18 protein-coding genes and 2 pseudogenes are annotated in these 19,616 nt (G+C 74.1%); 8 read left to right on the top strand and 12 right to left on the bottom strand.

Going from position 1 to position 19,616, the window contains the following annotated elements; all coding sequences use genetic code 11:
- Together gnd and AC07DA_RS17400 are read left to right on the top strand one after the other, a co-directional pair.
- Positions 1-885, top strand: a complete 885-nt coding sequence (gene gnd / locus AC07DA_RS17405; protein WP_479129020.1) for a phosphogluconate dehydrogenase (NAD(+)-dependent, decarboxylating) — start codon at positions 1-3, stop codon at positions 883-885.
- Positions 886-887: 2 nt separating this feature from the next.
- Entirely contained in the window at positions 888-1,472 is a 585-nt protein-coding gene (locus tag AC07DA_RS17400) for a histidine phosphatase family protein (RefSeq protein ID WP_479129019.1), read from the top strand.
- Between the two features lie 164 nt (positions 1,473-1,636).
- On the opposite strand, the pseudogene AC07DA_RS17395 reads toward AC07DA_RS17400, so the two are convergent.
- The 3 genes and pseudogenes from AC07DA_RS17395 to AC07DA_RS17385 all read right to left on the bottom strand — a co-directional run.
- Positions 1,637-1,857, bottom strand: a pseudogene (locus AC07DA_RS17395) (glycosyltransferase family 2 protein); the annotation flags it as partial.
- Between the two features lie 180 nt (positions 1,858-2,037).
- A complete protein-coding gene (locus tag AC07DA_RS17390; protein WP_479129018.1) occupies positions 2,038-3,834 on the bottom strand; it encodes a bifunctional sugar phosphate isomerase/epimerase/4-hydroxyphenylpyruvate dioxygenase family protein in 1,797 nt (598 codons plus the stop codon).
- Between the two features lie 21 nt (positions 3,835-3,855).
- A complete protein-coding gene (locus AC07DA_RS17385) occupies positions 3,856-4,731 on the bottom strand; it encodes a shikimate dehydrogenase (RefSeq protein ID WP_479129017.1) in 876 nt (291 codons plus the stop codon).
- A 142-nt stretch (positions 4,732-4,873) separates the two neighbouring features.
- Between AC07DA_RS17385 and AC07DA_RS17380 the strand changes: the two genes are divergently transcribed.
- The 3 genes from AC07DA_RS17380 (at position 4,874) to AC07DA_RS17370 (ending at position 8,503) form a co-directional block, all read left to right on the top strand.
- Complete coding sequence (locus AC07DA_RS17380; RefSeq protein ID WP_479129016.1) at positions 4,874-5,539, top strand: TetR family transcriptional regulator; 666 nt, start codon at positions 4,874-4,876, stop codon at positions 5,537-5,539.
- Positions 5,540-5,715: 176 nt separating this feature from the next.
- Positions 5,716-7,074 carry an MFS transporter gene (locus tag AC07DA_RS17375; RefSeq protein WP_479129015.1) on the top strand — a complete coding sequence of 453 codons (1,359 nt, stop codon included), beginning with the start codon at positions 5,716-5,718 and terminating at the stop codon, positions 7,072-7,074.
- Between the two features lie 187 nt (positions 7,075-7,261).
- On the top strand, positions 7,262-8,503 hold the full coding sequence (locus AC07DA_RS17370) for a serine hydrolase domain-containing protein (protein WP_479129014.1): 1,242 nt from the start codon (positions 7,262-7,264) through the stop codon (positions 8,501-8,503).
- Here the strand turns inward: AC07DA_RS17370 and AC07DA_RS17365 are convergent.
- The 3 genes from AC07DA_RS17365 to ribA all read right to left on the bottom strand — a co-directional run bounded on the left by AC07DA_RS17365 (position 8,500) and on the right by ribA (position 11,517).
- On the bottom strand, positions 8,500-9,657 hold the full coding sequence (locus AC07DA_RS17365; RefSeq protein ID WP_479129013.1) for a saccharopine dehydrogenase family protein: 1,158 nt from the start codon (positions 9,655-9,657) through the stop codon (positions 8,500-8,502). The genes AC07DA_RS17370 and AC07DA_RS17365 overlap by 4 nt on opposite strands.
- Positions 9,647-10,708 (bottom strand): saccharopine dehydrogenase, encoded by a 1,062-nt coding sequence (locus AC07DA_RS17360; protein WP_479129012.1) that lies wholly within the window; start codon positions 10,706-10,708, stop codon positions 9,647-9,649. Before AC07DA_RS17360 ends, AC07DA_RS17365 begins: the two co-directional genes overlap by 11 nt.
- Positions 10,709-10,857: 149 nt before the next feature.
- Positions 10,858-11,517: a GTP cyclohydrolase II gene (ribA, locus tag AC07DA_RS17355; RefSeq protein WP_479129011.1), complete on the bottom strand. Its 660-nt coding sequence runs from the start codon at positions 11,515-11,517 to the stop codon at positions 10,858-10,860.
- 41 nt (positions 11,518-11,558) lie between these two features.
- On the opposite strand from ribA, the gene AC07DA_RS17350 reads away from it, so the two are divergent.
- The gene (locus AC07DA_RS17350) at positions 11,559-12,287 is read left to right on the top strand and encodes a creatininase family protein (RefSeq protein WP_479129010.1); all 729 of its coding nucleotides are present in this window, start codon (positions 11,559-11,561) and stop codon (positions 12,285-12,287) included.
- A gap of 161 nt (positions 12,288-12,448) precedes the next feature.
- Here the strand turns inward: AC07DA_RS17350 and AC07DA_RS17345 are convergent.
- The 5 genes and pseudogenes from AC07DA_RS17345 to AC07DA_RS17325 form a co-directional block, all read right to left on the bottom strand.
- A pseudogene (locus tag AC07DA_RS17345) lies at positions 12,449-13,828 on the bottom strand (lysylphosphatidylglycerol synthase transmembrane domain-containing protein); the annotation flags it as partial.
- The gene (locus AC07DA_RS17340) at positions 13,825-14,730 is read right to left on the bottom strand and encodes a class I SAM-dependent methyltransferase (protein ID WP_479129217.1); all 906 of its coding nucleotides are present in this window, start codon (positions 14,728-14,730) and stop codon (positions 13,825-13,827) included. The pseudogene AC07DA_RS17345 and the gene AC07DA_RS17340, both read right to left, overlap by 4 nt.
- A 347-nt stretch (positions 14,731-15,077) precedes the next feature.
- On the bottom strand, positions 15,078-16,283 hold the full coding sequence (locus AC07DA_RS17335; protein WP_479129009.1) for a glycosyltransferase family 4 protein: 1,206 nt from the start codon (positions 16,281-16,283) through the stop codon (positions 15,078-15,080).
- Positions 16,280-16,678 carry a 6-pyruvoyl trahydropterin synthase family protein gene (locus AC07DA_RS17330; protein ID WP_010043117.1) on the bottom strand — a complete coding sequence of 133 codons (399 nt, stop codon included), beginning with the start codon at positions 16,676-16,678 and terminating at the stop codon, positions 16,280-16,282. The genes AC07DA_RS17335 and AC07DA_RS17330 overlap by 4 nt, the downstream gene beginning before the upstream one ends.
- Positions 16,679-16,850: 172 nt before the next feature.
- On the bottom strand, positions 16,851-17,831 hold the full coding sequence (locus AC07DA_RS17325; protein WP_479129008.1) for a zinc-dependent alcohol dehydrogenase: 981 nt from the start codon (positions 17,829-17,831) through the stop codon (positions 16,851-16,853).
- A gap of 108 nt (positions 17,832-17,939) precedes the next feature.
- Here AC07DA_RS17325 and AC07DA_RS17320 point away from each other — a divergent pair, with 108 nt between their 5' ends.
- On the top strand, positions 17,940-18,701 hold the full coding sequence (locus tag AC07DA_RS17320) for a CDP-alcohol phosphatidyltransferase family protein (RefSeq protein ID WP_479129007.1): 762 nt from the start codon (positions 17,940-17,942) through the stop codon (positions 18,699-18,701).
- 9 nt (positions 18,702-18,710) lie between these two features.
- Here AC07DA_RS17320 and AC07DA_RS17315 read toward each other — a convergent pair whose 3' ends face one another.
- Positions 18,711-19,091 (bottom strand): winged helix-turn-helix transcriptional regulator, encoded by a 381-nt coding sequence (locus AC07DA_RS17315; RefSeq protein ID WP_479129005.1) that lies wholly within the window; start codon positions 19,089-19,091, stop codon positions 18,711-18,713.
- A 117-nt stretch (positions 19,092-19,208) separates the two neighbouring features.
- Between AC07DA_RS17315 and AC07DA_RS17310 the strand changes: the two genes are divergently transcribed.
- Positions 19,209-19,610, top strand: a complete 402-nt coding sequence (locus AC07DA_RS17310) for a RidA family protein (RefSeq protein ID WP_479129003.1) — start codon at positions 19,209-19,211, stop codon at positions 19,608-19,610.
- Positions 19,611-19,616: the final 6 nt, after the last annotated feature.

The raw sequence follows: 19,616 nt of genomic DNA, 5'->3' as shown, positions 1-19,616 counted from the left end.
ATGCAGATCGGTCTTGTGGGTCTCGGCAAGATGGGCGGCAACATGCGCGAGCGCCTGCGCAACGCCGGCCACACGGTCATCGGCTACGACACCGACCCCGAGAAGTCGGACGTCGCCAGCCTGGCCGACCTCGTCAACCAGCTGGAGGCGCCCCGCACGGTCTGGATCATGGTCCCGGCCGGCGCCCCCACCCAGCACGTCATCGACCAGCTCGCCGGCCTGCTCAAGCCGTACGACACGGTCGTCGACGGCGGCAACTCCCGCTGGACGGACGACGAGAAGCACGCCGAGGAGCTGAGCAAGCGCGGCATCGGCTTCGTCGACGCCGGCGTCTCGGGCGGCGTGTGGGGCCTGAAGAACGGCTACGCCCTGATGGTCGGCGGCGAGAAGGAGACCGTCGACCGGCTGCGGCCGATCTTCGAGGCGCTCAAGCCGGAGGGCCCCTACGGCTACGTCCACGCGGGCAAGGTGGGTGCCGGGCACTTCGCGAAGATGGTCCACAACGGCATCGAGTACGCCATGATGCAGGCCTACGCCGAGGGCTGGGAGCTGCTGGAGGCCGTGGACTCCGTGGACAACGTCCGCGAGGTGTTCCGCTCCTGGCAGGAGGGCACCGTCATCCGCTCCTGGCTGCTCGACCTCGCGGTCAACGCGCTCGACGAGGACGAGCACCTGGAGAACCTGCGGGGCTACGCCCAGGACTCCGGCGAGGGGCGCTGGACCGTGGAGGCGGCGATCGACAACTCCGTGCCGCTGCCCGCCATCACCGCCTCCCTGTACTCCCGGTTCGCCTCCCGGCAGGACGACTCGCCGCAGATGAAGATGATCGCCGCGCTGCGCAACCAGTTCGGCGGCCACGCCGTCGAGTCCGCGAAGAAGGCGTGACCGTGGGCGATCTGCTGCTGGTCCGCCACGGCGAGACGGAGTGGAGCCGGAGCGGACAGCACACCAGCTTCACCGACCTGCCCCTCACCCCGCGCGGCGAGGAGCAGGCGGGGTCGCTGGCCCCCCTCCTGGCGGACCGGTCCTTCGCGCTGGTCCTCACCAGCCCCCTCGCCCGCGCGGTGCGCACCGCCGCGCTCGCGGGCCTGACGGGCACCGAGCAGGAACCCGACCTGCACGAGTGGCGCTACGGCGCCTACGAGGGCGTCACCACCGACGAGATACACCGCACCCGGCCGGACTGGGACCTGTGGACCGACGGGGCCCCGCCCGGGCCCGACAGGCCCGGGGAGTCCCCCGAGGAGGTCGGCGCGCGGGCCGACCGGGTGCTGGCCCGGGTGACCGAGGCGCTGCCCGGGGGTGACGTGCTGCTGGTGGCCCACGGCCACTTCCTCCGGGTCCTGACGGCCCGCCGGCTGGGCCTGCCGCCGTCGGAGGGGCGGTTGTTCCGGCTGGAGACGGGCACGGTGTGCCGGCTGTCGACCGAGCACGGCCGGCCCGTGATCGCGGAGTGGAACACCAGGGCGTGAGCGGCCCCGGCCGGAGGGCGGTTGACGTCCTCCGGCCGGGCACGCCACAGTCCCCGCAGATGCAGACCGACGGCATGACGCCCGCCGAGGAGCGGTGTGGCGCGCCTTCGCGCGCGGGCAGGACGTGGACTTCCGGAACCGGGCCGACGAGGACCCGGCACGGGGCGCCGGCTGGTACCCGAACGGACCATGCGCAGGCGCAGGCGGGACTCCACCTCCCGCGGCAGGACACGGCGTTCGCGCAGCACCCAGGCAGGGCGGCCCCCGCCTCGGCGAAGGCGCGCAGGGACGCGGTGTCCCGCGGCACCGTGCGCGCCGGGTGCGCGGTCCGGCGCAGGGCGGGCCCGGCCGGGCGGCGCAGCCAGGTGAACCACAGCGTGTTGCGGGCGGCCGTCGTCCAGGTCACCGAGCAGCGCCGCCGGCACGCCACTCCGCCGTGGTACGGCCGCTGCCGGGGCCACGTCCAGGACGCGGCCGTCGGCCACGGCTTCCGGCCGCTGCGCGCGGCCGGCGTGGACGAGGGAGCCGATCACCAGCAGCGACACCGGCGTCACCCGGACCGTCGTCAGCCGCCGGTGAGACCCCGCACCGCGTGCTGCGCCGCCAGCCGCACCGGCGCGTTCGCGGCGCCGTAGCCCCGGTAGTCTCCGTCGCGCTGGACCAGTTCGAAGAAGACGCGGCCCACCGTGCGGGTGTAGCAGTGGCGGAACTGCCCCCGGGCGTCGCGGTCGTAGAGGATGCCGAGGTCGCGGTAGGTCTCCAGCTCACCGTCGGCGAACTCGAAACGGGCGGCGAGGTCGTCGTAGTAGTTGGCCGGGACGGGCAGCAGGTCGCCGCCCGCCGCGCGGAGGGCACGGGCCGCCGCGACCACGTCGTCGGTGGCCAGGGCGATGTGCTGGGCGTGGACGGTGTCGTCGTCCGGGGCCGCGCCGACGGTGAGGACGATCCGGACGCCGCCGTCCGGACCGCTGACGGCCCGGCTGCGCAGCAGCCCGTAGGGGTCGGCGACGTCCACGCTCTCCCGGGCGTCCAGTCCGAGCACGCCGCGGTGGAAGAGAGCGGCCTCGTCGAAGTGGTGCCAGGGCTGGGTGAGGGCGAGGTGGTCGATGCCCCGGACGGTCCGGCCGGTGGCGGGGCCGCCGGTGCCCTCGAAGTCGGCCCGCCAGTCGGGCCGCCCGGGCCGGCCGGTGGCGCAGAAGAACAGTTCCGTGCCGTCGGGCGCGGCGACCGCCTCCAGCGCGGCGTCCCCGGCCGCCCGGCGGCGCGGCAGCACCGGCGCGAGCAGCGCCTCGGCACGCCGGGCCGCCCCGGCGGGGTCCGGTGACTCCAGCCCGATCGCGGCGAGCCGGGCGCCGTCGCGGCGCGCGGCCGGGCCGGTGTTGACGAGGATCCGGGCGTCGCCCTGCTCCCACAGGGCGACGGGCTTGCCGCGGTGCCGTGCGGTGCGGGTGAAACCCAGGGCGCCCAGCAGCGCGCTGAGGGGCTCGGCGTCGGGCGTGACCAGCTCGGCGAAGGCGACCCCGGTGGGGACGACGGGCCCCGGCAGGGGCGCGCGCCCCACCGTCTCCTGCAGGAGCAGCAGGGAGCGCCGGGCGTCCACGGCGGTGGGACCGGCCTCGGCCTGCCGGAACACGTCGTTGAAGACCTCCAGCGACAGCGGTCCGTCGTACCCGGTGGCCAGCACGTGCCGTACCAGGCCCGCGACGTCGAAGCCGCCCTGGCCGGGGAAGCAGCGGTGGTGGCGGCTCCACTGCAGGACGTCCATGGCGGGCAGCGGGGCGTCGGCGAGCTGGAGGAAGAAGATCTTCTCGCCGGGGATGTCCTCGATGCCCTTCGGGTCCGAGCCGCGCGAGAGGATGTGGAAACTGTCCAGGCAGGTGCCGAGCGAGGGGTGCCCGGCCGTCTCGACGACGCGCCAGGCGTGGTCGTACGTGCGGACGTGGCGGCCCCAGGCCAGGGCCTCGTAGGCGACCCGCACGCCGCACTCCCGGGCGGTGTCGGCGAGCCGGCTGAGCTGCTCGGCGGCGAGGGCGTCGTCGTCCACCGCCTGCGGGGAGACGCTGGAGCAGACGAGGACCGTGTCCGCGCCCAGCCTGCGCGTCAGCTCGAACTTGTGCCGGGCGCGCCGCAGGTTCCGGGCGAAGTCCTCCTCGGGGACGGCCTCGACGTCCCGCACCGGCTGGTAGAGGTCGATGCGAAGGCCCAGGTCGGCGCAGCGGGCCCGGACCTCCTCGGGCGTCAGGGGGCTGGCCAGCAGGTCGTTCTCGAAGATCTCCACCCCGTCGAAGCCCGCCCGGGCGGCGGCGTCGAGCTTCTCGGTGAGGGAACCGCTGAGGGAGACGGTGGCGATGGACGTACGCAACGTCGCTGTCCCTTCCTGGAGTCAGTGGGGTGCGCCGACGGTCCCGGCCAGGTCGGCCAGGTCGGCCAGCATCCGCGGGGCGTCGGGTTCCCGCCCGGTGAACAGGCGGAACGCGTCGGCGGCCTGGAAGGCGGCCATGCCGCCGCCGTCGAGGGTGGCGCAGCCCAGCGCGCGGGCGGTGCGCAGCAGCTCGGTCTCCAGCGGGCGGTAGACCACTTCGGCGACCCACAGCCCGGGGTGGAGCAGTGCGGCGGGCAGCGGCAGGCCGGGGTGGGCGGCCATGCCGGTGGGGGTGGCGTGGACGAGGCCGTCGGCGTGCGCGAGCAGCCGCGCCCGGCGGTCCGGGGGCGCGGCGGCCGCGCGGCCCTCGCCGAACGCGTGGTTCAGGGCCGCGGCCAGCGCCGCGGCCCGGCCGGGCAGGGCGTCGACGACGGTGAGGTGCCCGGCGCCGAGGGTGAGCAGGGCGTGCGCGACGGCCGCGCCCGCGCCGCCGGCGCCGAGCTGCACGACCCGCTCCAGGGGCGCGTCGGGCAGGCCGCGGGCGAAGGAGGCGGCGAAGCCGGTGACGTCCGTGTTGTGGCCCACGGCCCGGCCGTCTTCGAAGACGACGGTGTTGACCGCACACAGCGCCTCGGCCTGCGGGGCGAGCGCGTCCAGGTGCTCCAGCACGAGTTGCTTGCAGGGGTGGGTGATGTTGAGCCCGTCGAACCCGAGGTCGCCGGCGGCCCGCACCAGGTCGCCCACCGCTTCGGGCGGTACCCCGAGGGGGTCGATGTCGATGAGCCGGTACAGCAGACGCAGGCCCTGGCGGTCGGCTTCCCGCTCGTGCAGTGCCGGGCTGAGTGACGGCCCGATGCCGGAGCCGACCAGTCCGGCCAGGTACGAGTCCTTGGGCACGCGCGCCTCCCGAGCGGCTCAGTAATGTACGAACCAGTACGTTAGCTATATCAGCCGGGTACCGACTCGGAAAGACCCCCGGGCGGCCGGGGATCCTGCTTCTACAATCACGGGCACCGCCCCCTCCGCCCGAAGGAACCTGATGACCAGCGTCGAAGAACCGGCACGTCCCGGCGAGCGCATCCGCGACGCCGCCCGCACCCGGGCCGAGATCCTCGACGTCGCCACGCAGGAGTTCGCCCGGGCCGGGTACGACGGGGCCCGGGTCGACGAGATCGCCGCCCGCACCCGCACCACGAAGCGGATGATCTACTACTACTTCGGCGGCAAGGAGCAGCTGTTCACGGCCGTGCTGGAGCGGGCGTACGGAGTGATCCGGGAGGCCGAGCAGCAGCTCGACGTCGACCACCTCGACCCCGTGGCGGCGATCCGGCGCCTGGCCGAGCTGACCTTCGACCACCACGAGCAGCACCCCGACTTCATCCGCCTGGTCAGCATCGAGAACATCCACGAGGCCCACCACATCGCCGGCTCGGACGAGCTCGGCAGGATCGGCTCCCCGGCGCTGGACGTGATCCGCCGCATCCTGGCCTCCGGCCGGGAGTCGGGCCTGTTCACGGCCGACGTGGACGCCGTCGACCTGCACGCGATGATCTCCTCGTTCTGCTTCTTCCGGGTCTCCAACCGGCACACCTTCGGCGCCCTGTTCGGCCGCGACCTGCTCGATCCGGCGCAGCGCGCCCACTACCGGGCCATGCTCGGCGACATGGTGATCGCCTACCTGACGGCCGAGCGCGCGGCGGACTGAACGCCCGGCGCACGACCCCTTGACACCGGTGGCACGCGGGCGCAGCATCACTGGCCATCGCTACTAACTATCCAGTGGGTTAATTAGCCGCGATCCGGCACGTCCCCCTCTCACGTCCCCCTCTCCGCAGCCCGTGTCCCGCTCTGCCCAGGGTGGAGCCCCCCGAAGGAGCCGCCGTGTCCGTCCCCGCCACGCCCGAAGGGGCCGCCGCCCCACCCGGCCAGCCCCGGAAAGCCGCCACCGCCGCGTGGATCGGCAGCGCGCTGGAGTACTACGACTTCTTCCTCTACGGCAGCGCCGCCGCGCTGATCTTCCCGGAGGTGTTCTTCGACGAGTCGGACCCGGCCACCGCGACGCTGCTGTCGCTGGCCACGTTCGGCGTCGCGTACGCCGCCCGCCCGGTCGGCGCGCTGGTCCTCGGCCACTTCGGCGACCGGCTCGGCCGCAAGAAGATCATGGTCTTCACGCTGGTGCTGATGGGCCTGTCGACGTTCCTCATCGGCTGTCTGCCGACCCGGGAGCAGGTCGGCACCCTCGCCCCGGTGCTGCTGGTGCTGTGCCGGGTGCTGCAGGGCATCTCGGCTGCGGGCGAGCAGGCCAGCGCCAACTCCATGACGCTGGAACACGCGCCGCCGCACCGGCGCGGCTTCTTCACCAGCTTCACCCTGAGCGGCACGCAGGGCGGGCAGCTGCTGGCCACCCTGGTCTTCATCCCGGTCGCCGCGCTGCCCGAGGAGCAGCTGCTGTCGTGGGGCTGGCGGGTGCCGTTCTGGCTGAGCGTCGCGGTCGCCGTCGCCGGCTGGGTCATCCGGCGCAAGCTGGACGAGACCCCGGCGTTCGCCCGGCAGGCGGCCGAGGAGGGGGTCGTGAGGATGCCACTGCTGGTGCTGGTGCGCGAGCACGGGGCGGACGTGCTGCGGGTGGTCGCGGGGGCGATGGTCGCCTCCGTCAGCACGATCTTCACGGTGTGGGCGCTGGCCTACGCCACCAGCGACGCGGTCGGCATGTCCCGCACGGCCATGCTGTGGGTGGGCGCCCTGGCCAACGTGGTCGCGCTGGCCGCGATCCCGCTGTGGGCCACGCTCTCCGACCGGATCGGCCGCCGCCCGGTGTTCCTGGTCGGGGCCGCGGGCAGCGCGGTGACGATGTTCCTGTACCTGTGGGCGATCTCCACCGGCTCCTACCCGCTGACCTTCCTGACCGGCGTCCTGTGCTTCGGCGTGGTCTACAGCGCGGCGAACGGGGTCTGGCCCGCCTTCTACGGCGAGATGTTCGCGACCCGGGTGCGGCTGTCCGGCGTGGCCGTCGGCACGCAGGTCGGCTTCGCGGCGGCCGGGTTCGCGGTCACGTTCGCGGCGCGGATCGCCGGGCCGGGCGGGGACGACTGGCCGGCGGTGGCCCTGTTCACGGCGGCGCTGTGCCTGCCGCCGGTGCTCGCGGCGGTGTCGGCGCGGGAGACGCACCGGGTGCCCACCGAGGCGCTGGGCGAGCGCCCCGCGCGTCCGGCGGCCCGGGCCGACAAGGTGGCCGTGTGACGACCGCAGCCGTCAGGCGCTGGTCGCGAGGGCCGGTGGCGGGCGCCCGCGCCCCCTCGGGACGCCGCCGCGTTCGCTCACCCGTTCCTGCGCGATCATGAAGGCTTCCTGCAGCAGGATGGGATCGGAGGCGGTCCGGACGGGGTAGGCCGGATCTCACCTCGACGAGCGCGACGGAGGAAGAGCCATGGCACAGCTGCGAGAAGAGGTCGAACCGGCCGAGGCGGGACTGGATCCGCAGGCGCTGGACCGCCTGGACCGGCACTTCGCCCGGTTCGTCGACGAGGGGCGGCTGCCCGGCTTCCTCGTCTCGATCGCCCGCGGCGGACGCGTCGCCCACCTCGCCACGCACGGCTCGCGCGACCTCGCCGCCGGGCTCCCCGTCGAAGCCGACACGCTGTGGCGGGTCTACTCCATGACGAAGCCGGTCACCGCCGTCGCCGCGCTGCTGCTCGTGGAGGAGGGCCGGCTGTCCCTGGACGACCCGGTCGCCGACCACCTGCCCGCCTTCGCCGAGCCGCGGGTCTACGCCGGCGGCTCGGCGGACGACGTGAGAACCCGCCCGGCCTCCGGCCCGATACTCGTCCGGCATCTGCTGACCCACACCTCGGGCCTCACCTTCGGCTTCTACCACTCCCACCCGGTCGACGCCCTCTACCGCCGGGCCGGTCTGGAGTCGTCCGTGCCGCCGGGCGCGGACCTGGCCGAGACCATCGAGGTGTACGCGAGCCTGCCCCTGCAGTTCGAGCCGGGCACCGAGTGGAACTACTCGGTGGCCAGCAACGTCCTGGGCCGCGTCATCGAGGTCGTCTCCGGCCGGCCGCTCGACGCGTTCTGCGCCGAGCGGATCTTCCGCCCGCTCGGCATGACCGACGCGGGCTTCCACGTCACCGACGAGCAGGCGCCACGCCTGTCCGAGATGTACGGCGAGAAGGAGGGCGGCGGCATCGAGCCGATCCCCGGGCTGCCGCTGCGGGGCCGGCCGCGGTTCCTGTCGGGCAGCGGCGGCATGGTGTGCTCGGCCCACGACTACCACCGCTTCATGGAGCTGCTGCGGCGCCGCGGCGAGCTGGACGGCGTCCGGCTCCTCGCTCCGCACAGCGTGGACCTGATGACCCGCAGCCACCTGCCGGGCGGCGCCGACCTGCGCGCCTTCGGCAGCCGTCCCGCCCACGACGAGCCCGGCAACGAGGGCATGGGCTTCGGCTTCAACTGCTCGGTGGTCATCGATCCGGGCCGCACCCAGGTGCCGTCCGGGCTCGGTGCCTTCGGCTGGAGCGGGGTGGCCACGACGACGTTCTGGGTGGACCCGGGCCGCGACCTGACGGTGCAGTTCATGACGCAGGTGCGGCCCAGGACCCCGCACACGGTCTTCAAGGACCTCAAGCGGCTGGTGCACGAGGCCCTGTCCGGCCCGCTGCCCGGCTAGCGGTCGACCCGGAGGGTGAACCCGACCCCGTCGCGGCCCAGTTCGTCCAGCCACTGCCGCGACCGGTCCGCCGTCTCGGCCGCCCGGTTCAGGCCCGGGGGCAGGGAGCCGTCCAGCACGTGGCGGACGCCCAGGGCGAGGGTGCGGGAGACGCAGCGGGCCATCGCGCTCTCTTTGGCGTCGCCCACCAGGTCCAGCAGGTAATCGCCGGACCAGCTCTCCCCCTGGTCGGAGCGCACGTCCAGGGACACGGCGAGGACGACCCGGTCCCGGTCGTCGTCGGTGGTCGGGTACGCGGCGGCCAGTTCCCGGGCCAGTTCCGCGATCCGGGCGTCGTCGCCCCGTTTCAGCTCCTCGAACACGGCGTCCCAGGCCCGCGACCAGCCCTCCAGGCGCAGGGTGCCCCGCACGAACGTCCGCGGGGACCAGGCCCTTGGCAGCCCGTACTGCGCGACGAACGGGACGCTGTCGCGGTTGGGGTAGACCTCGAACGCCTCCCCGCCGACGACGTGCCGCCGGGTCGCCTCCCAGGGGCGCTCGGCGACCGTCTCCGCCCCGTCGTCGATGTAACGCGCCGGGGAGCGCAGGGCGTTGAGGACGCCGGCGGGTGCCCAGCTGAAGCGGTAGGTGAAGTCGTTCGGCACGGCGGGGACGCCGCCGCAGTACGACGTGAGGGTGTACGAGGCGGGTGTCCGCTCGCCGATGGCGTCCCGTGCGCGGGCGACGAGGTCGTGGGCGAAGAGGTGGTCGATGCCCGGGTCGAGCCCGGCCTCGGTGAGGACGACGACCCCAGCCTTCCCGGCGGCGGGCACCTGCTCGAGCACCGCCTCCGACACGTAACTGGAGCAGGCGAAGTGCGCCTCCCGCCGGACGCACTCGGCGAGCAGCGGCGCGTGGTCCGGCGCGGGCAGCATGGACACCACGACGTCGCCCGGCGCCAGTTCGGCGGCGAGCGCGGACAGGGTGTAGGCGCGGGGCTCGGCCCGTCCGGCCAGGCCCAGGCGGCCGAGTGCGTCGGCGGCACGGCTCTCGGTGCGGTGCCACAGCCGTACGCGCCCGGCGGTGTCGCACAGCGTGGCGAGCCCGCTGCCGGTGGACAGGCCGGCGCCGATCCAGTGGACGGTGCCGCTCGCGGGTACCGGGTCAGTGGTCACGGGGATCCCCCTTGTCGAAGCCGTGCTCACGGGTGGCCTGACGGAACCGGTCCAGGCAGCGCCCCCAGGGTCCGGTGACGCCGAAGTCGAGCAGGTGGGGCAGCAGGGCGGCCGAGAAGTCGGCGCTGGACTCCAGCGGCAGCAGCGAGGGCAGGTTGTCGATGGCGATCAGGTCGAGCGGCGGCTGCGCGCGCAGGCGCCGCACCGGCTCGTCCCAGCTGGTGGTCTCGTCGTACAGCGGCAGGACGTTGAGCGGCGAACCGACGTCGCACGTCACGTCGCACAGGGTGCGCAGGCGGCGGCCGGGGGTGTCGAGATCCTGCTCGCGCAGGAAGGGCGGGACGGGACTGGTGGCGAGCACCGCGTTCACCATCACGTCGTGCCGCAGCAGAGCGGCACGGTCCAGGTCGCGGGTCTCGGCCAGGTCCCAGCAGGTCGGGTCGGCACCCGCGGTGGCGAAGGCCACCCGGGCGCCGCGGCCGCTGCGTCCCAGGGCACCGACGACCAGGCCGGTGAAGTCGGCGTCGGCGTCGGCGGGCTTGAGGGTCTCGTCCAGTTCGGCCTTGGTCGTGGGCACGAGCGGCGCCCGCAGCCGGCCCCGGTGCTGCAGCACCGCCAGGGCGGCGCCCAGGTAGCCGGCCCAGAAGCCGAAGGCGGCCAGGCGCCGCCCGGAGTCGTCCACCAGGTACTCCAGGTCGAACAGGGCCCCGCCCCCGGCGGCGAAGCGGCCCAGCAGGGCCGCCGCTCCCGGCTGGCCCTTGTAGGCGTGGCCGAAGAAGATGTGCCGGTGTGGCAATTCGGCCGGTTCCCCGGGCAGTTCCTTCAGGCCGAGCACCACGGCCTCCCGCGGTGCCGACACCCAGGAGCCCGCGAGGGCGACGCCGCAGCCCGCCGCCTGGTACTCCTCGATCGGGAAGACCCGCTGCGGGGACTCCTCGACGGTCAGTCGCACTCCGTGCCCGACGAGCCGCCGGGCGTCGTCGGGCACGACGGGCGTGCGGCGCTCGGTCGTTCGGGACTCGTGGCGCAGCCACAGATGGAGCTCGGTCATACCGGGTGAGCCTCCGGACGTGAGGCGCCGGCCGCCTGGGGCCGACGCTCAAGGGGCGGACGTTCACGAAGCGTACGCGGCCCGGCCACGGGTCGCGCACGGATCGCCCGGGCCACGTCGCGGGAGGAACGGGAACCGGCCCCGGCGTCTCAGGAGGAGCTGACCACCGCGTCCAGGTGGGGCAGGTGGTGGTCGAGGCGCTCCCGCTTGGTCCGCAGGTAGGTGATGTTGTTCTCGCACGGCGGGATCAGCAGCGGCACCTGCTCGGCGACCCGGATGCCGTGGTCCACCAGCGCCTCGCGCTTGCGCGGGTTGTTGGACATCAGCCGCACGGAGCGCACGCCCAGGTCGTCCAGGATGCGCGCGGCCACGCCGTAGTCGCGGGCGTCGACCGGCAGGCCGAGGGCCAGGTTGGCCTCCACCGTGTCCAGGCCCTCCGCCTGCAGCGCCATCGCGCGCAGCTTGGCGAGCAGGCCGATGCCGCGGCCCTCGTGCCCTCTGAGGTAGACGACGACTCCGGCGCCCTCGGCGGCAACCGCGCGCAGGGCGGCGTCCAGTTGGTCGCCGCACTCGCAGTGCTGGGAGCCGAAGGCGTCACCGGTGAGGCACTCCGAGTGCAGCCGGACCAGGACGTCGTCGGTGGCGAGTTCGCCGTGGACCAGCGCGACCTGTTCGTCACCGCGGTCGTGGTCCATGTAGCCGATCGCCTGGAATTTCCCGTACACGGTGGGCAAGGGCGCATTCACGACGCGTTCCACGCCGGTCCGCTGCGGTGACTTCTTGCCGAGTACGCCTATTTTTTCTGTCATGATTCTCGAGTTCCTAAGCAGAGACGAAAGGCCGTGGCGTGATGAGTGATCTGGTGCCGGCGGACACCACGGAAGACGTACGGACGCGGGGCGCCGATGTCTCACGGCAGGTCGCGGTGCTTCCCGTGGGGAGCTTCGAGCAGCACGGTCCGTATCTCCCCCTGGCGACCGACACGCTCGTCGCCTGTGCCGTCGCGCGGGAGATAGCCGGCGCGTACCCGGTGCACCTCCTTCCTCCGGTGACGATCTCGTGCTCGCACGAGCACGCGGCCTGGCCGGGGACCGTCAGCATCTCCTCGGTGACCCTTCATGCGGTGGTACGGGACATAGCGGATTCGCTCCGCCGGTCTGGGGTCGACGCCCTGGTGGTGGTCAACGGGCACGGCGGAAACTATGTGCTGGGCAACGTCGTTCAGGAGTCCTCCGCCCGCGGCGAGCGGATGGCGCTCTTCCCGGCCCCGGAGGACTGGGAGGCGGCGCGGGTACGGGCGGGTGTGGTCACCTCGCTGCTCACCGACATGCACGCGGGAGAAATAGAGACCTCCATCCTTCTGCACGCTCATCCCCACTTGCTCCGACCCGGTTATGAGACTTCCGATTTCGTCGCTGACGACCGGCGTCATCTGCTCACCCTGGGCATGTCCGGCTATACCGATTCCGGTGTCATAGGCCGTCCTTCGCTGGGTTCGGCGGAAAAGGGGAAGGAACTCCTGGCGAGCCTCGCGGATTCCTTCGGGGCGTGTTTCTCGATGCTGACCTCCGAGGCGTAGGCGCTCGGCGCGGCGCCGGTGTCCGGGTCCGCCGCGGCGGCCCGGGTCCGGTCGGCGGCGCACGGGCCCGCGTACCAGCGGGCGACGAGTACGACCAGGCCGGGCAGGCTCGCCACCAGGCTGAGCACCCCGTAGACGACGGCGACGGCGAGCCCCCGGCCCGCGCCGAGGCCCGCGGCGCCGAACGCCCAGGCGGTGACGCCCTCCCTGGGGCCCCAGCCGCCGACGTTCAGCGGCAGTCCCATCGCCAGCAGGGCGAGCACGGCGAGCGGTACCAGCACGGCCGTGGAGGCGGTGGTGCCGGCGACGCGGGCGGCGAGGACGAACATGGCGACGTAACCCGCCAGGACGACCACGGAGGAGACAAGCACTCCGGGTCCGTTGCGGCGGGACAGCAGCCCTTCGCGCACCTCGGCGAGCAGCGCGCGCGCCTTCCCGGCCCGGCGCGCGGGCGCGGCCCGGTTCATGCGCAGGGCGAGGACGACGGCGAGCGCGCCCAGTCCGGCCAGGGCCGCGGGCGGAGCGAGGTGCCGGGCCTCGTCGAGTACGGGGGACGGCATGGTCAGCAGGATCACGGCGGCAGCGGCGAACAGGGCGAGCTGCCCGGCGGTCCGTTCGAGGACGACGGCCTTCACGCCGCGGCGCAGGTCTCCCTCGCTCCGTCCGTGCCGCACCGCCCGGTGGACGTCGCCGAGGACGCCGCCGGGCAGGGCCGCGTTCAGGAACAGCGCGCGGTAGTAGTCGGCGACGGCCGGCCCGAACGGCAGCCGGATGCGCAGGCCACGCGCGACGAGGGCCCACCGCCACGCGCTGAACACGGTGGTGACGGCGCCGATCGCGAGCGCGAGCAGCAGCGTCACGGCGTCGATCCGGCGCAGTCCGTCGAGGAAGGCACCGGTGCCGAGCCGCCAGAACAGCACCCCGATGATGACCACCCCGGCGAGGGTGCCGAGCCGCGTACGGGCCTTGCGGGAGCCGAACCGGGCGAGGAGGCCACGCAGGGGGCCCTGTACGGGGCGGCGAGCACCCGGCCCTCCGGCGGAGTGCGCCGCCTCCGCGTCCTCGGCCCTGCGCGGGACCCGAACGCGGGCCGCACCCCGAGCGGGGGTGACGCCCGACTCCTGCGCGGAGCCGGCCGCGCCGGGGTCCTCCACGGAGCTGGTCGCGCCGGGGTGCTCCGCGGAGCGGCGGCGCGTGTGCGCGACCTGGCCGGGGCCTGCCGTGTGCTCGGCCGCCGCACGGCAGGCCGAGGAGGCCGACGAGGCAGCCCTGCCGGCAGCGGGCACGACCGTGAGCACCGGGGTCGCGTCCGAGGCGACGGACGCGGCCGGGGCCACGACCACCGCCACCCCGGCGCGGTCCTTGTGACGGCGCGTCGGCTCACCGGACGACGGGGCCGCCTGGGCCGCGTGGGCCGTCGGGACCTGAGTCGCCGTTCCCGTCGGCCCGGAGGTGGCCAGGGCTCCGCCGGGCACCGAATCTCCGGCGTCGGCGGTGGTGTCGTGCGGCCGGAGGCGCAGACCCGTCGCCCGGGCGGTCATGACGCTCCGCCCGCCGGGCGGCACAGGGCCAGGAGGTCGGTGTGGTGGACCGTGACGCGCAACTCGCCCGCCGCGCACTGCCGCAGGCGGTTGTTCAGGTAGACCTCCGCCTCGGCCCGCAGTTCCGGACGCTGCTCGACGGCGGCACCGACCCAGCCGCGCAGCCACTGCTCGGTGAGTGCGGCCTGCTCGGGCCCGAGCCGCCAAGGGCTCGGATGCAGCCGTACGGTCGCGCCGTGCGCGGAGAAGGCCTCCGCCGCCGCCGTGACCGCGTCGGGGCCGAGCAGGCCGTCGCGGCGCTGGTGGTCGTTGAACGCCTGGGCGATCTCCGCGTCGAGCGGGTGGGACGGGCCCAGTTCCACCCGCCCGGCGACGGACAGCGTCAGCAGGGCGGGACAGCCGGTTCCGGCGCAGGCGGCGGCGAGGGCGTCGAGCTCCTCGCGGGTGAGGACGTCCAGCAGGGCGGACGCCGTCACCAGGGAGGCCCCCTGCAGGGCGTCCGCGGTGAGGCGGGCGACGTCCCCGCGCCGCGTCTCCACGCTGACCCGGCTGCCGTCGGCGGCCGAGCGCGGGGAGGCGACGGCGGCGAAGTGCAGCAGGTAGGGGTCGCGGTCGTGCAGGATCCAGTGCTGGGCGCCGTCCAGGCGCGGGGCGAGCCAGCGGCCCATCGAGCCGGTGCCGCAGCCCAGGTCGTGGACGACGGCACCGCCCGCCTTGCCCGGCAGGTTGGCGAGCCGGATCCGCAGCGGATCCAGCAGGTCGTGCGCCCGCGCCGCGGCGTCGGCCGGCTCCCGCAGCTGAAGCCACTCGGGCGCGTACCGGGGTGGGTCGTCGGGCGCGGCCTCGCGCAGCTTGACGGTGGGCCGGGAGCCGGGCTTGCCGCTGGGCCCCGCGCCGGGGATGACCGCGCCGGTGGCGAGGACCTGCCCGGACGGGCCACCGGGGCCGGTCCGGGCGAGGACCGGGCCGGCGGGGCTCGCCGGGCCGGTCCCGCCACGGGGACCGGCGGACTCGTTCGCCGCTCCTACGGGCCGTCCCGCCGCGGACTCCCCCGCGGAGCCGGCGCCCGGGGCGCCCGCCCCGGAGACCCGCACCGGCCCGGCGGGGCCGCCCGCGCCCGCGGGGCCCGTGGGCGCGGTACCGCCGCCGGGCACCGCCCCGGCAAGCGCGCCGCCCGTGGACTCCACGGCCTTCCCGGGCACGGGCTGGGCCGGGATCGCCCCGCTCCGCGTCGTCGTCACCGGGTTCGTCATGCGGCCCTCCGGGGTTCGGTCGGGAGCCGGCGCAGGACCGCCGCCAGGCTCTGTGCGGTGGTCGCCCAGCCGTCGAGGGCGGCGCGGCGGCCGCGGGCGGCGGCCTTCAGCCGGCGGCGTACGTCCGCCTCGCCGAACCAGCCGCGCAGTTCGGCGGCGATGGCGGCGGGGTTCTCCGGCGGCACGAGGATGCCGGGCACCCCGCCGTCGGGGGCGCGGCCGACCGCCTCGGGCAGGCCGCCGACGTCCGTCGCCAGCACCGGGATGCCCCGGGCCAGCGCCTCGGTCACGGCCATGCCGTAGGTCTCGGCGTAGGAGGTGAGGACCATCAGGTCGGCGGTGGCGTAACTGGCGTCCAGCGCGGCGCCGGACCTCGGTCCGGCCAGTTCCAGCCGGTCCCGCAGGCCGTGCCGCGCGATGAGGGACCGCAGGTGGGCGACGTACTCCGGGTCCTGGGTGAGGGCGCCGACACAGACGCAGCTCCACGGCAGGTCGGTGATCGCGGCCAGGGCCTCCACCAGCCGGTGCTGCCCCTTGCGCGGGGTCACGGCGGCCACGCACAGCAGCCGCGACACGCCGTCGGTGCCGGGCGCGAGGGGCGCGATGTCGGCGCCGGGTGCCGCGACGTGGACCCGCTCCGGGGGCAGTCCGTGGTGGGCGACGAGGCGGCGGACCGCCCAGTCGCTGGTGGCGATCACCGCGGGCACCGCCCGCAGCACCGCCCGCTCCCTGGCGTCCAGTTCGGCGGCGACGGCCGCGTCCAGCCCGGTCTCGTCGCCGAGCGGGAGGTGCACGAGGACGGCCATGCGCAGCCGTTCCGCCTCCGGCACCACGATCTCCGGGACGCCGCAGGCCACGAGCCCGTCCAGCAGCACGACGGCCCCGTCGGGCAACGCGGCCAGCTCACGGGCCAGTTCCGTCCGGGCGGCGGCCGCGGGCCGGGGCCAGTCACCGGGCACGGCGTGCTTGCTCACCTGCCAGCCGAAGCCGGGCAGGTCCAGGCACACGCGCCGGTCGTAGGCGTTGCCGCCGCTCGGGGCCGCCGGGTCGTCGACGCCGCCCGGCAGCACGAAGTGCACGGTGCGCAGGGACATGGGGATGATCTCGGCGTTCTTGAGGGTGGCGTGCTGCACGGGCACGTAGCCGAGCCGTGCCGGTGCCGGACCGGCCGGACCTGGCCGCTCGACGGTCGTGTCGGTCACAGCGCACGCTCGTAACTCGCCCAGGCGATGTGCGACTCGTGCAGGGTGACGGTCAGGCCCGCGATGCCCTTGGCGCCCTCGCCGAGCGCGCCCTTGTGGATGCGTTCGGCGAGCCGGTCGGCGATGACCTTGGCCAGGAACTCCGTGGAGGTGTTGACCCCGGCGAAGTCGGGTTCGTTGTCGAGGTTGCGGTAGTTCAGCTCGCTGACGACGGCCCCGAGTTCCTGGGTGGCCAGCCCGATGTCGACGACGATGTTGTCCTCGTCCAGCTGTTCGCGCCGGAACGTGGCGTCCACCAGGAACGTGGCGCCGTGCAGGCGCTGCGCCGGTCCGAAGACCTCGCCGCGGAAGCTGTGGGCGATCATGATGTGATCGCGGACGGTGATGCTGAACAACGGACGACCCTCCAGGTGCGGCGCGTCTGCTCCCCCGCTGATGGCTGCCGGGGATGCCGAGTAGTACGGCTGCTTCCCTTCCCCCGTTCAGCGTCGGCTACGTCTTTTCTCAGGTCAGGCGCTCTTGCCCCGTCGATGTCGTACCGGATGGAACGAATCGTCAGCCGATGCGTCAATCGCTCTCGTCGTAACGGACCCGGTGGCACAGGGCGGGGATCTCGCCCGAGACGAGGCGCGGCAGCACGTCGGGCAGGTCCTCGAAGCGGGACTCCCCGGTGACGAGGGCGTCGAGCGCCGGGTCGGCGAGCAGGTCGAGGGCGAGGGCGAGCCGGTCGGCGTAGGTGCGGCCCGGGCGGGCCGGGGAGACGGTGCCGACCTGGCTGGAACGGATGGTCAGGCGCCGGGAGTGGAAGGCCTCGCCGAGCGGCAGGCTCACCGGACGGTCGCCGTACCAGCTCAGTTCGACGACCGTGCCCTCGGCGGCGAGGAGTTCCAGGGACCGGGCGAGGCCCTGTTCGGTGGCGCTGGCGTGGACGACGAGGTCGCAGTCGCCGTCGGCGTCCTGCGGGGTGGCGAAGCCGGCCCCGAGCGCCTCGGCGGTCTTCGCGCGGGACGGGTCGGCGTCGACCAGCTGCACCCGCACGCCGGGGAACCGGGCGAGCAGGGCGGCGACCGAGCAGCCGACCATGCCGCCGCCGACCACGGCGATCCGGTCGCCGATCAGGGGGGCGGCGTCCCACAGGGCGTTCACGGCGGTCTCCACGGTCCCGGCGAGCACGGCCCGTTCGGCGGGCACGGTGTCCGGCACGGGCGTCACGGCACTCGCCGGCACGACGTACCGCGTCTGGTGCGGGTAGAGGCAGAACACCGTGCGGCCGGCGAGCTCCGCCGGACCCTCCTCCACCAGGCCGACGTTGAGGTAGCCGTACTTCAACGGGCCCGGGAAGTCGCCCTCCTGGAAGGGGGCGCGCATGGCCGTGTGCTGGCTGGCGGGCACGCCGCCGCAGAAGACGAGCGTCTCGGTGCCGCGGCTGACGCCGGAGAAGAGCGTGCGGACCAGCACCTCGTCCTCGCCGGGCTCCGGCAGGGCGACGTCCCGGATCGCGCCCCGCCCGGGCGAGTCGATCCAGAAAGCGCGTCCGGTGTGCTTCATCGAGGTCCTCCTGAACGATCGGGAAGCCGCTTGCGTACCGAGGGGTGCACAGGCCGCGCACAAGGTAGCGGCGTTGATCGACTCTGTCACACGGCCGGAGGGTGTTCGGTGGCCCTGAACAACACTTACGACGCGAGGCTCGTACAGCAGGAGACCGCCGTGGGGGCGGGGGCGCAGGTCCTGCTGCTGGCCCTGATCGGCACGGCGATCGGGATGGGCCCGGCGGGCTGGCTGAGCGGCCTCGCGTTCGCGATCGCCACCTGGGCGGTGCTCTCCCGGGCCCTGCACCGCTCCCGGCTGCGCTCCTTCGGCGCGGCGAACCGGGTCACCCTCGGCCGGGCCACCCTCGTCGGCGGCGTCACCGCGCTGGTCGCGGACTCCTTCCAGAGCTCACCGCCCGTGTCGCTGTTCGTCGGCCTGACGGCGGTGGCGCTGATCCTCGACGGGGTCGACGGCAAGGTCGCCCGCCGCACCGGCACCTCGACCCCGCTGGGCGCGCGTTTCGACATGGAGGTCGACGCGTTCCTGATCCTGGTGCTCAGCGTGTACGTCTCGATGGAACTGGGCCCGTGGGTCCTGCTGATCGGCGCCATGCGGTACGTCTTCGTCGCCGCGGCCAAGGTGTGGCCCTGGCTGACCGCGGCGCTGCCGCCGAGCACGGCCCGCAAGACGGTCGCCGCCCTGCAGGGCGTACTCCTGCTGCTCGCGAGTGCCGGTCTGCTGCCGTACGCGGCCAACTTCGGCGTGGCCGCCCTGGCCCTGGCCCTGCTGGTGTGGTCGTTCGGGCGGGACGTGCTGTGGCTGTACCGGACCTCCCGGACCGGGCAGGCCCCGGCGCCGCGCCCCGTCCGGGAACTGGTCGCGGGCTGAGGCCCCGGCTCAGCCGCCGAACCGCCCCCGGGCGGCCTCGATATGACCCAGGTACTGGTGGGTCCAGCCGCAGATCAGGTCGACCGTGGCGCGCAGGGCCCGGCCCGGTTCGGTGAGCGTGTACTCGACCTTGGGCGGCACGGTGGGGTGCACCGTCCGCTCGACCAGGCCGTTGCGCTCCAGCATCCGCAGGTTCTGGGTCAGCATCTTGTGACTGACGCCCTCGACCTCGTCGCGCAACTCGCTGAAGCGGAGGGTGCGTTCACCGAGGGCCTCGATGATCAGCAGCGCCCACTTGTTGGCGACGTCCGAGAAGATCTCCCGTGCCAGGGAGTCCGCCCTTCTGAGGTCCGCGTTCTCGGGAACGTCCCTGAGCTGCTTGGTCACCATCTGGTTCCCCTGTCACCGAAAAGTGCGTTCTTCCAGGTCGGCGTTCACTCTCCTACGGTTTCCCAGTAACCACAAGAGAGCGCTGACGGATGCGCGCTCGACGGAAGGACGGGACCCATGAGCACCCTCGACCTCTACGACCACGGCATACCGGCCGAGCGGCACTTCGGCTACACGCAGGCGATCAGGTCCGGCGAGCTGATCCACGTCTCCGGGCAGCTCTCCTTCGACGACGCGGGCGACTTCGACCCCGAGGACGGCGTCGCCGCCCAGCTCGCGCGCACCTACGTCAACCTGGACAAGGTCCTGGCCCACTACGGCGCGACCCGCAACCAGGTCGTCTCGCAGACGCTGTACGTGGTGGACCTGGTGCGCAACGCGGACGTGGTGGCGGAGGGCAACCGGGCTTACTTCGGTGCCCACCGCCCGGTCAGCACGGCCCTGGGCGTCACCGAACTGACCTTCCCGGGGCAGGCGGTCGAGATCAGCTGCGTGGTGGACACCCGGCTGCCGGCCTGACCCTTC

The organism is Streptomyces sp. NPDC044921 (genome assembly GCF_056432865.1).
Note: the sequence above shows the minus strand (reverse complement) of the source record. Positions and strands in the feature narration are given on the sequence as shown.

Bases quoted from the DNA above. Each gene is read 5' to 3' on its own strand.
- AC07DA_RS17325 (WP_479129008.1), bottom strand. From the start codon at position 17,831: ATGAAGCACACCGGACGCGCTTTCTGGATCGACTCGCCCGGGCGGGGC.
- AC07DA_RS17370 (WP_479129014.1), top strand. From the start codon at position 7,262: ATGGCACAGCTGCGAGAAGAGGTCGAACCGGCCGAGGCGGGACTGGAT.
- AC07DA_RS17350 (WP_479129010.1), top strand. From the start codon at position 11,559: ATGAGTGATCTGGTGCCGGCGGACACCACGGAAGACGTACGGACGCGG.
- ribA (WP_479129011.1), bottom strand. From the start codon at position 11,517: ATGACAGAAAAAATAGGCGTACTCGGCAAGAAGTCACCGCAGCGGACC.
- AC07DA_RS17360 (WP_479129012.1), bottom strand. From the start codon at position 10,708: ATGACCGAGCTCCATCTGTGGCTGCGCCACGAGTCCCGAACGACCGAG.
- AC07DA_RS17380 (WP_479129016.1), top strand. From the start codon at position 4,874: ATGACCAGCGTCGAAGAACCGGCACGTCCCGGCGAGCGCATCCGCGAC.
- AC07DA_RS17310 (WP_479129003.1), top strand. From the start codon at position 19,209: ATGAGCACCCTCGACCTCTACGACCACGGCATACCGGCCGAGCGGCAC.
- gnd (WP_479129020.1), top strand. From the start codon at position 1: ATGCAGATCGGTCTTGTGGGTCTCGGCAAGATGGGCGGCAACATGCGC.
- AC07DA_RS17315 (WP_479129005.1), bottom strand. From the start codon at position 19,091: ATGGTGACCAAGCAGCTCAGGGACGTTCCCGAGAACGCGGACCTCAGA.